This is a genomic window from Kitasatospora sp. NPDC043949, assembly GCF_056435365.1.
Window position 1 is genome coordinate 1 of sequence record NZ_JBWKEQ010000055.1, and the last position, 13232, is coordinate 13232.

Annotated in this window: 11 protein-coding genes; 4 read left to right on the top strand and 7 right to left on the bottom strand. The window is 72.2% G+C overall.

Annotated elements, in window-relative coordinates; translation table 11 throughout:
* Positions 1 to 503: 503 nt before the first annotated feature.
* A complete protein-coding gene (locus tag AC07AL_RS32150; protein WP_363587257.1) occupies positions 504 to 1304 on the bottom strand; it encodes a hypothetical protein in 801 nt (266 codons plus the stop codon).
* 67 nt (positions 1305 to 1371) lie between these two features.
* The gene (locus AC07AL_RS32155) at positions 1372 to 1878 is read right to left on the bottom strand and encodes a SigE family RNA polymerase sigma factor (RefSeq protein ID WP_363587258.1); all 507 of its coding nucleotides are present in this window, start codon (positions 1876 to 1878) and stop codon (positions 1372 to 1374) included.
* Positions 1879 to 2139: 261 nt separating this feature from the next.
* Here AC07AL_RS32155 and AC07AL_RS32160 point away from each other — a divergent pair, with 261 nt between their 5' ends.
* Complete coding sequence (locus AC07AL_RS32160) at positions 2140 to 5088, top strand: AfsR/SARP family transcriptional regulator (RefSeq protein WP_478319131.1); 2949 nt, start codon at positions 2140 to 2142, stop codon at positions 5086 to 5088.
* A 43-nt stretch (positions 5089 to 5131) separates the two neighbouring features.
* Here AC07AL_RS32160 and AC07AL_RS32165 read toward each other — a convergent pair whose 3' ends face one another.
* The gene (locus AC07AL_RS32165; protein WP_478319133.1) at positions 5132 to 6988 is read right to left on the bottom strand and encodes a serine/threonine protein kinase; all 1857 of its coding nucleotides are present in this window, start codon (positions 6986 to 6988) and stop codon (positions 5132 to 5134) included.
* A gap of 612 nt (positions 6989 to 7600) precedes the next feature.
* Here AC07AL_RS32165 and AC07AL_RS32170 point away from each other — a divergent pair.
* From AC07AL_RS32170 to AC07AL_RS32180, 3 genes are all read left to right on the top strand, one after another.
* On the top strand, positions 7601 to 7948 hold the full coding sequence (locus AC07AL_RS32170; protein ID WP_363587261.1) for a hypothetical protein: 348 nt from the start codon (positions 7601 to 7603) through the stop codon (positions 7946 to 7948).
* A 175-nt stretch (positions 7949 to 8123) separates the two neighbouring features.
* Positions 8124 to 8624 (top strand): MVB12 family protein, encoded by a 501-nt coding sequence (locus AC07AL_RS32175; protein ID WP_363587262.1) that lies wholly within the window; start codon positions 8124 to 8126, stop codon positions 8622 to 8624.
* On the top strand, positions 8621 to 10693 hold the full coding sequence (locus tag AC07AL_RS32180; RefSeq protein WP_478319136.1) for an alkaline phosphatase family protein: 2073 nt from the start codon (positions 8621 to 8623) through the stop codon (positions 10691 to 10693). Before AC07AL_RS32175 ends, AC07AL_RS32180 begins: the two co-directional genes overlap by 4 nt.
* A 56-nt stretch (positions 10694 to 10749) precedes the next feature.
* Here AC07AL_RS32180 and AC07AL_RS32185 read toward each other — a convergent pair whose 3' ends face one another.
* The 4 genes from AC07AL_RS32185 to AC07AL_RS32200 are packed head-to-tail and all read right to left on the bottom strand — an operon-like array spanning position 10750 to position 13229.
* Positions 10750 to 10941, bottom strand: a complete 192-nt coding sequence (locus AC07AL_RS32185) for a hypothetical protein (protein ID WP_244293816.1) — start codon at positions 10939 to 10941, stop codon at positions 10750 to 10752.
* Positions 10942 to 10974: 33 nt separating this feature from the next.
* A complete protein-coding gene (locus AC07AL_RS32190; RefSeq protein WP_363632670.1) occupies positions 10975 to 11712 on the bottom strand; it encodes an SRPBCC family protein in 738 nt (245 codons plus the stop codon).
* 30 nt (positions 11713 to 11742) lie between these two features.
* Complete coding sequence (locus AC07AL_RS32195) at positions 11743 to 13002, bottom strand: cytochrome P450 (protein ID WP_363632671.1); 1260 nt, start codon at positions 13000 to 13002, stop codon at positions 11743 to 11745.
* Between the two features lie 11 nt (positions 13003 to 13013).
* Positions 13014 to 13229, bottom strand: a complete 216-nt coding sequence (locus AC07AL_RS32200) for an MbtH family protein (protein ID WP_363587266.1) — start codon at positions 13227 to 13229, stop codon at positions 13014 to 13016.
* Positions 13230 to 13232: the final 3 nt, after the last annotated feature.

The following is a 13232-nucleotide window of genomic DNA, read 5'->3' on the forward strand; positions in this document are numbered from 1 at the left end:
TGGCACGCTGTTGAGTTCTCAAGGAACGGACACTTCCTTCGGACCGCCTTCCAGCGGGCCCTCCGGGCGCTTCGTTCTTTCGTGTTTCAAGCTTACCAGATGTTTTCCGCTCCGTTTCCGGCGCTTCGTTCATCCAACTCGCTGGTGTCTTCTGCGGCTTGACGCCCCGTCCGACGTTTCAAACTCTAGCCGATCTCCACTCCGAAAAGCGAATCGACCGCAATCCAATAAAACGAGCACACCGATATACACACCGGGCCTCGCTCGCACATGGCAAGCCGACCCGGCCCGAACCCGGGACGTGGTGTTTCGAAAGGATTGGCCGCCCCGGGACCGTCCGCGCCGATGCGTGTCCGGTGCTCCCTGCCGAGCGACTGGCTGACAGTACCCCTACTCAGCGCCCGAAACAAATGCCCAGCCCAGGGCGCGCCCGCCAAGGCGAGCACGGACAGACCGTGCTCGACCTCGGCGGACGCACCCCCTACGAAACGCGACGCGCAGGGTCAGCCGACGGCGCCGAGGATCGGCGCCCAGGCGGCACCGGTGAGTGCGGCCACCGCCTGCTGCTCGGAGAGCGGAGGAGCGGCACGGGTCGGCTTCGGCGTCTCGGCGCCGGTGCCGCCGCCGGTGCTGTTCCACTGCACCATCTGAAGCTGCGCGCCGGTCGACTTCAGGGTCACCGTCACCGTCCAGCGGCGGGCGGTGTCGGGACGGACCGGGTGCGCGGCCGCGTTCTGCTGGAACATCACCAGGGCCCCGCCGGGAATCTCGGCGCTGCTCGGCAGCTCGCTCATCTTGCAGGTGTCACCGTCACGCTTGGGCTGCCACTCGCAGCTCAGCCCGTCGCCGTCCTTGAGCGGCAGCTGGAGCCGCACGGCCGAGACACCGACGAAGGCGGCGCCGTGCCCGTCGTCGAGGACCAGTCCGCCGTTGGCGACGCGCCCGTTGGACGGATCCGAGGGGTTGTTGCTCTGCCCGCTCTCCGCGCTGAACCGGCCGCCGGGGAACGACGCCTCCAGAGCCTGGATCATCTGGGTGTCGGTGATCGCGGAACGCGGCATCGCCATCGCCGCCACCCTGATGTCGGATCCTTCGGAGTGCATCCCGGCGAGCACGTCGGGGATCACCAGGCCGGCCGCCGCGATCACGGTGCAGGCGCCGACCCCGGCGATGACGCCGGCCGTGCGCCGACGCCGGCGGCTTCGCCCGCGCTGGACGGCTCCGCGCATGAGCGTGGTGAGGTCTGGTTCGAGGGAGTCGGTCGTGCGGTCCAGGGCGTGTGCGAGGTCTGCTTCGAACGGCATGCTGGCGTCACCTATTTCTGTCGCTGATGGGGGCTTCGTGGCGGTTTCGACCTGCGCGCACCGATGCTCAGTGCGGAACCAGGTCGGACAGGCTGTCGCCGAGCAGGGCACGCACCCTGCCGAGCGCCCGGGTGCCCTGGGAGCGGACCGCGCTGCTGCTCAGCTTGAGCATCCGGGCGGTCTCCTCGATGCTGCGGTCCTCCCAGTAGCGCAGCAGCAGCACCGCCCGGTCGCGGGGCGGAAGTTGGCCGAGCGCGTCCAACAGGGTGAGTCGCAGTGCGGTGTCGGGGCCGGCCGCCGCGCTGTCGGGCATGTTCCCGATGGGGCGCTCGCCGCTGCTCCGTCGACGCCGCAGGCTGAGGAAGGTGCGGACCAGGACCGTCTGGGCGTAGGCGGCCGGGTTGTCCGCCTTGGCCACCCGCTTCCAGTGCACGTACACCCGGCTGAGGGTCTCCTGGACCAGGTCCTCGGCAAGATGCGCGTCGCCGGCCGCGAGGACGTACGCGGAGCGGTACAGCGCCTTCGCCCTCGCCGCCACGAACGCCAGGTACTCATCCTCCTGTGCTGATTTCACTCGGTTCCCGCCTGTTCCCTTGTCCTGTGATCCCCGTGCATACCCCTCATGACTACGTAAGGCGTCAGCATGTCGCGCGGGCGGGGCACCTTCTTTTTTTTCACCGCTGCCGCGTCGGCCGCCCTCTACGGACACCTTCGTCTCCCCGCGGCCGACCCCGCGAGAAGCAGCCCCGGCCAGCGGTGATGCGGTCGGTATCATGCGCCCGGGGGTTCGTTTGCAGGCAGAGGGGAACGGTCGGTGGGTGGGTTGCGGTTCACGGTGCTGGGACCGATACGGGGGTGGCGGGACGGCGGCGAGCTCGCACTCGGGTCGCCGCAGCAGCGGAACCTGCTGCTCTCGCTGCTGCTGAGGGCCAACCACCCCGTGTCGACCGGTCAGCTCGTCGACGACCTGTGGGGCGAGGAGCCGCCCGCCAAGCCCGTAGCCGTGATCCGGACGTACGTCCACCGCCTGCGCCGCGTCCTCGGGCCCGCCCCGCTGACCTCGCTCAGCGGGGGCTACCTGCTCACCGTGGATCCCGGGGAGCTGGACACCCACCGCTGCGAGGAGCTCGTCGGCGCGGCGAAGGAGCTCAGCGGCGCCGGGGAGCACGCCCGCGCCGCCGCGACGCTGCGCCTGGCACTGGCCCTCTGGCAGGGCGAGCCGATGTCCGGACTCTCCGGCCCCTATGCCGAGCGGCAGCGCGGCGAGTGGACCGAACGCCGGGTGACCGTCCTGGAGTCGTGTCTGGAGGCCGAGATCGAGGCCGGACCGTCCGGCGAGGCCGTCGCCGAACTGACCGCGGTCGCGGCCGAGCACCCGCTCAGGGAACGGTTCTCCGAGCTGCTGATGCTCGCCCTCTACCGGGCCGGGCGGCAGGCCGAGGCCCTGAGCGTGTACCGCGACACGGACCGGCGGCTGCGGGCGCAGCTCGGCGTCGCCGCCGGGCCCGGTCTGCGCGAGTTGCAGCGCCGGATCCTGGTGGCCGACACCGCCCTCGTGGCGCCCGCGCCGCCCCGGCCCGACACCACCACCACGGCCCGCCCGCCGTACCACGCGCCGATCCGGCCGACCCAGGTACCGGCCGACCTCGCCGACTTCACCGGCCGCGAGGCGCAGACGGAAGCGGTGCGGGCCGTCCTGCTCGCGCCCCGCACCGTGCCCGTGGCGACGGTGTCGGGCCTGGGCGGCATGGGCAAGACGGCCCTGGCCGTCCATGTCGCGCACGGCCTGGCCGCCGACTTCCCCGACGGCCAGCTCTACGTCGACCTGCACGGGGCCGACGGCCGCCCGACCCCTCCCGAGGAGGTGCTGGGCGCCTTCCTCCGCGCCCTCGGCGTGCCGGCGGAGGCGCTGCCCGCCGGGCTCGCCGAACGCTCCGCCCAGTTCCGCTCGCTGCTCTCCGGCCGACGCGTGCTGATGGTCCTCGACAACGCCCGGGACGCCGAACAGATCAGGCCGCTGCTGCCCGGCCGGCCCGGTTGCGCCGTGCTCGTCACCAGCCGGGCCAGGCTCGGTTCACTTCCCAACGCGCAGGTCGTCGAGCTGCCGGCCTTCGCCCCGGAGGAGGCCCTCGACCTGCTCGGCCAGGTGGTCGGCGGGCAGCGGTTGCGGGCCGAGGCGGACACGGCCCGGGAGCTCGTGCGGCTCTGCGGTCACCTCCCGTTGGCCGTGCGCATCCTCGCCGCCCGCCTCTCCTGCCGGCCGGGCTGGACCATGGCCCGGCTGCTCGACAAGCTGTCCGAGAATCGTCGCCGGCTGGACGTGCTGCGCACCGAGGACCTCGCCGTCGAGTCGGCGTTCCGCTTCGGCTACGACCAGCTGACGCCCGACCAGGCCCGGGCCTTCTGTCTGTTGGCGGTGCCGGACGTGCCCGACCTGTCGCCGGGCGCGGTCGCGGCGGTGCTCGACCTGCCCGAGCACGAGGCCGAGGAGCTGGCCGAGTCGCTGGTCGACTGCTCGATGCTGGAGACCGCGCCGCCGGACCGCTACCGGTACCACGACCTGCTGCGCGCCTTCGCCCAGCGGCTCGTCCCGGAGACAGCGGCCGACGTCGAGGCCGGCACGGGCTCGGCCCCGGAGGCGGACCGCCCGGCCGCCGTCCTCACCCGCCTGGTGATCCGCCAGCACGCCGAGACCGTCGCGGCCCTCGGCCCGGCCGCCACCCGCGCGGCCCTGACCGGCGCCGGTGCACCGTACGCTCCCGACTGCCGCGCCGTGGCCCGCGGTCGCGGCGAGTACCACGGCATCGGCGCTCTGGTCGGCCAGTACGCCGGGCTCCCCCGGCCACCCCGGCTCGATCTGGTGGCCGAACTGCTGCTCGGGGGCAGCCTGTTGTGCGAGACCGGCCAGGCCGCCCGGCCGCTGGGGCACGCGGCCAAGGTCCTGCTCCAGGCCGCCGTCCGGCAGGGCGACCGAACGGCCGAGGTCAGGGCCCGGCTGGTGCTCGGTCGGCTGCTGACCGAGGTCGGCTCCGAACCCGCGGCCCTCGGCGAGCTGATCAGGTCCCGCGACCTGTGCATCGCCCACGGCCTGCCGGGGCCGCTGCTCGCCCTGGCCCACGCCTCGCTGGCCGCCCTGTTCCTTCAGGTCGGTCGGCCGGGCGACGCGGTCGACGGCTTCGCGGCGGCGATCGCGGTCTGGGAACGGCTCGGCGACCGGCGCTCGGTGGCGGGCGAACTGCTCAACCTGGCCGGTGCGTTCACCGAGCTCGGCCGGCCCGAGGCGGCGGTCCGCGTCGTCGACCAGTCCCTGCTGATCTGCCACCAGCTCGCCGACCACGAGCTCCAGGCGCTCGCCCTCGACTCGTTGGGGACGATCGCCCACGATCGCGGCGAGTTCGAGCAGGCCCTGCGCCACCACCGCGGCGCCCTCGCCCTGCTGCGGCCGGACGACCGGCGCCGGACGGGCCGCACGCTCCTGCGGCTCACCGAGTCGCTGCGAGCCGTCGGCCGCGGCGACGAGGCGGTGGAGGCGGCCGACCGGGCGGTCGAGGTGCTGACGCTCGACGGCGACCGCCGCGGGCGGGGGCTGGCCTTGGCGGCGCTCGGTGACGCGCTCGCCGACCGCGGCGCCGCCGAGGACGCGGCCCGGGCGTGCCGGTCGGAGGCCTACGACATCCTGGCCTCCATCGGCTCCCCCGAAGCCGACCGGCTGCGCGCCCTGATCGGCCTCGGCGGGGCCGCCGACCGGCCCCGCCGGCAGTGGCCGTCCTGGCTGCCGGCGTGATCCTCCCCTCGCCCCGGGGGTGTTCGGCTGGCGGGCCGACGGCTCAGCGCAGCTCCCACACCTGGTTCTCCGCGTTCGAGCAGGCCGCCACCCTGACGTAGTAACCGGCTCCGTCGGACGTCAGACAGCCCTTGGTAGCGCCGTTGACGATCTGGTAGCCGCCCCGAACCTGCGTGAAGGACCAGAGCTGGTTGTCGGTGAACGGCGGGCTCGTCCAGATCTGCACGCGCCCGTCGCCCGTGTCCAGGTCCAGCACCTTGGTGTAGTTGCTGGAGGCGTTGCGCAGGAAGTACTTCCCCTCGAAGACCTTCTCCAGCCGCCACACCTGGGCCGACGTGCCGTTGACGCTGAAGGTGCCGACCCGGTTGCCGTTCTGGTCCCCGGAGTAGGAGTTGTCCAGCGCGCCGCCGACGCTGGCGATCTGTGCCTGGGAGGGCAGCTGTGGCTGCGGTTTCGGCTCCGGTGTGGGCGGCGTGGGCGGCGCCGACGTCGCGGACGGTGTGGGCGTGGGCGGTTCGTGGGAAGCGGGCGGGGACGGGAGGGCGGAGGTCGGCGCGGGCGGGGCGGGGTTCTGGCCGGCGGTGGGCGCCGTGGAGGCCGGAGCCGGCACACCGGGCTGGGACGGGGAGGCGGAGGTCGGCGCGGGCGGGGCCGGGTTCTGGCCGGCGGTGGGCGCGCCGGAGGCCGGAACCGGCACACCGGGCCGGACGGGCCCGGCGGAGGTCCGCCCGGCGACCGGCTCGGGCTCGGCGCCGGGCGTGGGGCTCCCGCCCGCTTCCGGTCCGGCCGACGGCACCGGGGCCGTCGGCTCGGCGGGCTGCTGTCCGGCGGGTTGGCGGTCGGCTGCCACCGCCGCGGGAACGGCCGGGCCCGAGAGGCCGGCCACCGGGCCCGCGACGGCGGCGGCGTCCGGCGCGCCGTCCTCGTCGGACCGGATCACCGTCGCGCCGGAGGCCCCGACCACGCAGAGCAGCGACAGCGCCGTCACCCCGATCAGCCCGCGCAGGCGGAACCTGGCCCACGGTGCGCGTCCGGCGACCGGCCGGGGCCCGACCGGAGCCGGCGGCGCCGTCTCCTCGGCCGGTGCGAGGGCGTCCCGTACCGCCGCGGCCATCGCCGCCGCGTCGGGCCAGCGCTCGCCGGGATCCTTGGCCATCGCCCGCTCGACCAGCGCCCACACCGGCGCGGGCACGTCCTCCGGAAGCGGCGGCACGGGCTCCGTCAGGTGCTTGAGGATCAGTTCGAGGGCGGTCTCCCCGTCGAAGGGGAGCTTGCCGGCGAGGCATTCGTAGAGGACGACGCCGAGCGCGTAGAGGTCCGCCGAGGCCGTGACCGTCCCGGTGGAGGCCTGTTCGGGCGCCTGGTAGGCGGCGGTGCCGAGCACCATGCCCGGTACGGTCAGCCGGGCGTCGCAGCCGGGCCGGGCGATGCCGAAGTCCGCGATCACCGTCCGGTCGCCGCGGACCATCAGGTTGGCCGGTTTGATGTCCCGGTGGACCACCCCGGACTCGTGCGCGGCCTCCAACGCCTCCAGCACCTGGAGCGCCATCCGGAGGGTCTCCTCCACCGGCAGCGCGCCGTGGCGCTCCAGCACGGCGCTCAGCGGTTCCCCGTCGATCAGCTCCATGACCAGGTAGCCGACCGAGGGTCGCCCGTCCACGGCGCTGTGCCCGTAGTCGTAGACGCCGACGATGCCCGGGTGGCGCAGCTGCGCCATGACGCGGGCCTCGGCGTGGAAGCGTTCGGCGAAGCCGGATTCGTCCAGCAGGGCCGGCTTCACCACCTTGACCGCGACCCGGCGGCCCAGGACCTCGTCCTCGGCGAGCCACACGTCGCCCATCGACCCGCCGCCCAGCAGGTCCACCAGCCGGTAGCGGTCGGCGAGCACGGTGCCGCGCATGATACTCCCTGAATCAAGCCCGAGGACCGGAGCGAATCCGGAGACCGGCCCGGTTCCATGGGCGCACCTTGGTCCGGGGCGCCCTCCGAGGATCATGACACCGGCAAAACAACTACTGGCTGTCCATCATATGAATCACGATCGACTCAAGCCATTCCCGCCCCATGCCCCACCCCACGCCCCCGCGTCTCGACGGCCGCGTTGACGCAGCCGACCGGGTGGGGTGTCAGGCACACTCCCCCGGCTGCGACCGGTCACCGGTCACCGGTCCACTCGAAGGAACGCCGTCGTCGAGCCTCGCGGAAGCCGTCGGCGGGGAGGCGGCTCGTCCTCGGTCCCGGACGGCCGCGGAGCAGGCCGTCAAGGCCTCCCGAAGCGCCGGACCGACTTCTCGCGCTTCTCGCGCCAAAGGTTCGTAGCAAAATTACCTGTCACTGGAATGCAGGTCACCAGGCCTTTTCGCATCGCGCCCCCGGACCGGCCGACCTAGCGTGGTTCGCGGCGCTCCTCCCCGACATTCCTCGCCGCACGCGAGCCATGGGACTGAGCCTCAGATCCGCCCGAGCACAGCTTCGGCGGCACACGAACAGATGAATTCAGAAAGGCTCACGCATGGGCTTCAACCGTGTCGACGCGGTGATGGCCGTTCCCGACAAGCCGAACCAGCTCTGGGTGTTCTCCAACACCGACTACCGGCGCGTCGAAATCACCGTGACGAGCAGCCACCCGTACCCGGACAAGCTCATCCTCAAGGGCACCATCCGCGAGGACTGGCCCAGCCTGTCGGACTTCGCGAAGATCGACGCCGTCATGAAGGTCCCGGACGGCAGCAACGAGTACTGGGTCTTCTCCGGCGACCGGTTCGTGCGGATCAACGTCGCCAACGGGGAGCCGCACAAGGACACCAAGACCTACGGTCCGGCGCCGCTGAGCGAGTGGGAAGGCCTCACCAAGGGCTGACGGCCGCCTCGGGTGCCCGGACCGCACCGGACCCGCCGCATCCCAGCGCTGGACGCCCGGCCGGGCCGCCCCCGGCCGGGCGTCTCACGTACCCGTACGTGCCCCGAGCCGTCGGTCCCTTCGTCCACCCCACCTCCCCCGCCCACGTTCGCCCGCTCCGATCGGAGACCTGCCCATGGGTCAGTTCGTCACAGACGTCAACGTCCTGGTCGCCTACGACGACCCGGTGCGGAGTCCGTTCCACACACCCACCGGGTGGGAGTGGATCGACGTCGACCTGAACAAGGGCGCGCACGGCGCCTACCTGTACCTCGTCTTCGAACGGTCCGCCGACGACCGGCCCGTCACCGGCATCCGCGTCCTGAAGGACGACGAGAAGCCGCCCGCCGGGTACCAGAAGCTGCCGGTCGACCTCAACAGGGGGACGCCCGTACACGGCACGGCCCTGTTCCTGGCCGTCACCCGCCAGGAAGGCGCAGGCCGGCCCGTCGTCGACCTCACCGTCACGCACTGGAAGGACGGATCGCAGGAGATCCCTCCCGAGACGGGCTACACCCGCGTCGACACCGATCTCAACAAGGGCGCCAAGGGCGACCTCATCTACCTCGACTACCTCCGGGCCACCGGGAACGCACCCTCCGGTTCGCCCGCCACGCCGGACCAGGAGAACGCGTGAACACTCCCCACTCCCCGCAGAGCGCTCCGTCGCTGCCGGACTCGCTGCTGAAGGCCCTCAAGCGCAAACCCCGCCCCGGCGGTCTGAAGGCCATCCGACACGTGGTCTTCCTGATGCAGGAGAACCGTTCCTTCGACCACTACTTCGGCAGCAACTTCCGAGGAGTGCGCGGGTACGACGACCGCAACCTCGTCACGTTCCCCGGGACCGACGGCCGCACCGTCCTCGACCAGCCCGACCCGGACCACCCGTCCACGCCCCGGAGGCCCTACCAGCTCAGACCGGACCAGGGTACGGCCGAGCCGGCGGCCCACACCTGGCCCACCGGCCACCAGGCGTGGAACAACGGCCGCTACGACCAGTGGATCAAGGCCAAGGGGACCGTCACGATGGGCTACTTCGACCAGCCGGAGGTCGTCGGCACCTACCGGGCGCTGGCCGAGCGGTTCACCGTGTGCGACGCCTACCACTGCTCGGTGATGAGCGAGACCACCTCGAACCGCAACTACCTCTTCAGCGGATTCGGCGGCTGGGAGCCCGACGGGTCGCGGGTCACCGGATCGGCCGCGCACGACCGCGAGAACCCCGATGCGACCTACGCGGGGGACCGGACGCCGGGCTACAACTGGTCCAGTTACCCCGAGATCCTGGAGGGCAACAACGACCCCTTCGGCTCCGACGGGATCAGCTGGCGCGTCTACCAGGGCTGGGACAACTACTACGACAACAACCTGGACTTCCACGCCGAGTTCAAGCGGATCTTCCAGACCGTGCTGAAGACGGCCAAGCTCGACTACCTGAGCCTGTACGACTTCTACAAGGATCCGAAGCGCGTGCGCCCGGAGGACGTGGAGGCCCTCGCCAAGGCGGTCGCCGACCTGCCGCCGGCCGACCGGAGCCTCTACGACCGCGGGCTCTTCCGCTGCCCGCCCCCGCCGGACTCGAAGCAGAACCCGAAGAACTACCGCGACTTCGTCTACGCGTTCGCCCAGGACGTGGCGGCGAAGAGGGTCCCCCGGGTCTCGTACCTGGTGCCCTCGGACGCGGACTCGGAGCACCCGGGCGACGGCGGTTCGGCCCCCATGACCGGCGAGGAGGTCGTCGCCCAGGTCCTGGACGTCATCGCCTCCGACGAGGACATGTGGGACTCCACCGTGCTGTTCATCAGCTACGACGAGAACAACGGCTTCTTCGACCACGTGCCGCCGCCGGTGCCCCCGCAGGGCGTCGACGACGAGTACGTCGGCAAGGAGCCCATCGGCCTGGGCATGCGCGTGCCGATGATCGTCGTCTCCCCGTGGACCGTGGGCGGCTACGTCAACTCCCAGGTCTTCGACCACACCTCACAAATCCGGTTCCTGGAGGAGTGGTTGGGCGTACGGCAGCCCGCCATCAGCCGCTGGCGGCGCACCGTGGCCGGCAACCTCACCTCGGTCTTCGACTTCGACCGCACCGGCGACCCGCCACCGCAACCCGCCGACCCCACCCGGCGCCTGGCCCGCCCGCTGCCGTACCAGCCGGACGCCCACGGCGCCCTGGACCAGAAGCAGGGCGCGTTCGTCCTCCAGCCGACCAACACCGGCGCCGCCGCCGTCCACCTGACCCTGTACGACAACGTCGGCACGTCCGGCGCCTACGACGCCCCTCGACACTTCGACGTGCTCGGCACCACCACGCCCGCCACCAAAGTGCCGGTGCGCGGAGGAAGTTACGACTTCTACCTCACCGGCCCCAACGGATTCCGCCGCGAGTTCGCCGGGAAGGCCGCCGGGGCCGCAGCCGAAACCTCCGTGGCCACCGCCATCGCCACCGCCCCGAAGCGCGTTCTCACCCTGACGATCACGTCGCCGAGCGCCACGCCGCAGACCGTCACCGTGGCGCCCCGGCACTACAGCACCGCGAAGGCGCTGACCGGGACCGTCGTCACGGGCAAACCCCTCGTCCTCGCCTGGGACACCGATGCCGCCGACGGCTGGTACGACCTGGACCTCGCGATCGCCGAGGACGCGTCCTTCCGCCGCCGCCTCATGGGCCACGTCGAGAACGGCCGGCCGAGCATCAGCGGCTGAACGGCGAAGAGGCCGGCGCCGGGGCGCGGCGCCGGCCTCTTCGGGTGTGAGGCGTCCTACCGGCGGCCGCGGGCCGGTGCGGGGTTGAGCTTGGCACTGAGCACCGACAGGAAGGTCGGGAGCCTGTCCACCGCGGTCTTGGGGACGGGGGTGACCTGGACGGTGTCCCGGACCACGTCCTGCACGACGAGCTTGTAGGTGCCGCCCTCCTCGACGAGTTCGGCGGCGTAGAGCAGTGTTTCTTCCACCAGTGATCCTCCGGTTGTCTGTCGTACGGCGGGTCAGGAGCCGTTGAGCCAGGCGTTCCACGCCTTGGTCGCCTGCTCCTCGTCCGCTCCCTCGGCGAACAGGTGGTGGCCCAGCCAGATCGGCCAGTTCCAGGTGCCGCCGTTGAAGAACCGGTACAGCGCGTCCGGGCCGCGCAGGCCGATGAAGTCGGGGCTGAGCCAGTCCACGACGACCGCCTCCGGGCCGCCGTCCGTACCGGGGACGTGGAGTTCGAGCCGGTCGCCGACGGCAGCGTCCTCGGCGAGGCCGAGGCGTCGGCGCAGGGCGGCGAAGTCGGCCGGGTCGGCGGTGGGTTCGGGGCGCTGGGCCTTGACGTAGACGGCGGGGCGGCCGCCGAAGTGCCGCAGGTACTCGGCGAGGCCGTGCTGGTAGAAGTGGACGTGCTTCTCGGCCGCGTCCGCCTTGGTGTCCCAGGTCGCGTCCCAGACGCCCTCGTGCACCCAGTGGATTCCCATCCGCAGGTGGCTCGTTCCGCTGTCCACCGGCTCGATCCGGTAGCTGAGCGTGTTGGAGAACTCGTCGCCCAGGGTCGCCCGGACGGCGAAGTGGCTCGGCGGCTCCCACACCACGACGGTGCTGTCGGACCGGGTGGCCTTTCCGCCGACGCGCGGCTCGACCTCCATCGGGTACAGCCAGCCCAGGTTGCCGGCGCCGGTGGCGACCGCGGCCCAGACCTGTTCGGGTGTCGCGGGCAGGTCCTGTTCCTTGCGGACCTCGAACTCTCGGGTCATGGTCGGTTCTCCTTCGTCGTCGGTCGGGTGTCAGTAGGTGAGCGGGAGGGCGCTCAGCCGCCGTTGCAGCGGGTTGGGCCGCCATTCGAGGGCCGCCCCGCCGGCGGCTTCGTCGGCCAGCCGCAGCTGCGGGAGCCGGCGGACCAGCGTGCTGACGGCCACCTCCACCTGGAGCTTGGCCAGCGGGCCGCCGAGGCAGAAGTGCGGTCCGTGGCCGAAGCTCAGGTGCCGGTTGCCGGGGCGGGTCAGGTCGAGCCGGTCGGGGTCCTCGAAGCGCTCGGGGTCGCGGTTGGTCGCGGCGAGGAACAGGTACACCAGCTCGCCCTCGCGCAGCGTCCGCCCGCCGATCTCGACGTCCTCCGCGACGACCCGGACGATCGCCTGGGTCGGCGTGTCGTAACGGGCCAGTTCGTCCACGGCGGTGCGGATCAGCGCCGGGTCCTCGCGCAGCCGGGCCAGCTGGCCGGGGTGGCGCAGCAGGGCGAGCACGCCGTTGCCGACCAGGTGGGTGGTGGTCTCGTCGCCCGCGGTGATCAGGACGAAGCAGGTGGACAGCAGTTCGGAGTCGGTGAGCCGGTCGTCCTGCGCCTGCGTCGCGACCAGGGCGCTGATCAGGTCGTCGCCCGGTTCGCGCCGGCGCTGCCGGATGAGCCCGGACAGGTACTCCTCGTACTGCCCGATCGCCTCCTCGGACTTGTCGATGTCCTCGCCCAGCCGGCCGAAGCGGCGGAACCAGGTCTTGACCTGCGGGCGGTCCTCGGGCGGGATGCCGAAGAGCTCACAGACGACGGACATCGGCAGTGGGGAGGCGACCGCCTCGATCAGGTCCATGGCCGGGCCCGCCGCGAGCGCCTCGTCGATGAGCCGGTCGACGATCCGCTGGATGCCGTCGCGCAGGGCTTCGACCCGCCGGGCGGTGAACGCGCGGTTGGCGAGCTTGCGCAGCCGGGCATGGTCGGGCGGGTCGGTGTTGGTCATCACCCGGCCGAGCCGGTCGGTGAGCCGGCTGAAGGCCTTCAGGTCGCCGCCGAGCGCGCCGTAGGCGCGGGTCATCCGGTCCCGGTCGTTGGACAGCCGCAGGTCTCCCAGGGCTGCCTCGACGTCGGCGTACCGGGTGAGGTGCCAGATGCCCTCGGCGCTGCGGTGGACCGGGCTCTCGCGCCGCATGCGGGCGTAGAACGGGTACGGGTCCCGCCGGGCCTCGGGGGTGAGCAGGTCCGCGGCGAAGTCGTGGGGCGGGGCGAGGCCCGCCGCGGGGCGGGCCTCGTCCGTGGTGTCGGTCGCATTCACAACGGGCCGCGTTACCGCTGGGCGTCCATGGCGTCGGCGAGGCTCCTGGGCCGCATGTCGGTCCAGGACTTCTCGACGTACTCCAGGCAGGCGGCGTTGGTGTCGGGGCCGTGGGCGACGGTCCAGCCGTCGGGGACGTCCGCGAACTGGGGCCAGAGCGAGTGCTGGTTCTCGTCGTTGACGAGCACGAGGAAGGTGCCGTCCTGGTCGTCGAAGGGGTTGGTCATGGG

What these genes read in the sequence shown, in the direction of transcription:
- AC07AL_RS32150 (WP_363587257.1), bottom strand. Translation starts at nt 1,304, where the DNA reads ATGCCGTTCGAAGCAGACCTCGCACACGCCCTGGACCGCACGACCGAC.
- AC07AL_RS32165 (WP_478319133.1), bottom strand. Translation starts at nt 6,988, where the DNA reads ATGCGCGGCACCGTGCTCGCCGACCGCTACCGGCTGGTGGACCTGCTG.
- AC07AL_RS32170 (WP_363587261.1), top strand. Translation starts at nt 7,601, where the DNA reads ATGGGCTTCAACCGTGTCGACGCGGTGATGGCCGTTCCCGACAAGCCG.
- AC07AL_RS32175 (WP_363587262.1), top strand. Translation starts at nt 8,124, where the DNA reads ATGGGTCAGTTCGTCACAGACGTCAACGTCCTGGTCGCCTACGACGAC.
- AC07AL_RS32190 (WP_363632670.1), bottom strand. Translation starts at nt 11,712, where the DNA reads ATGACCCGAGAGTTCGAGGTCCGCAAGGAACAGGACCTGCCCGCGACA.
- AC07AL_RS32200 (WP_363587266.1), bottom strand. Translation starts at nt 13,229, where the DNA reads ATGACCAACCCCTTCGACGACCAGGACGGCACCTTCCTCGTGCTCGTC.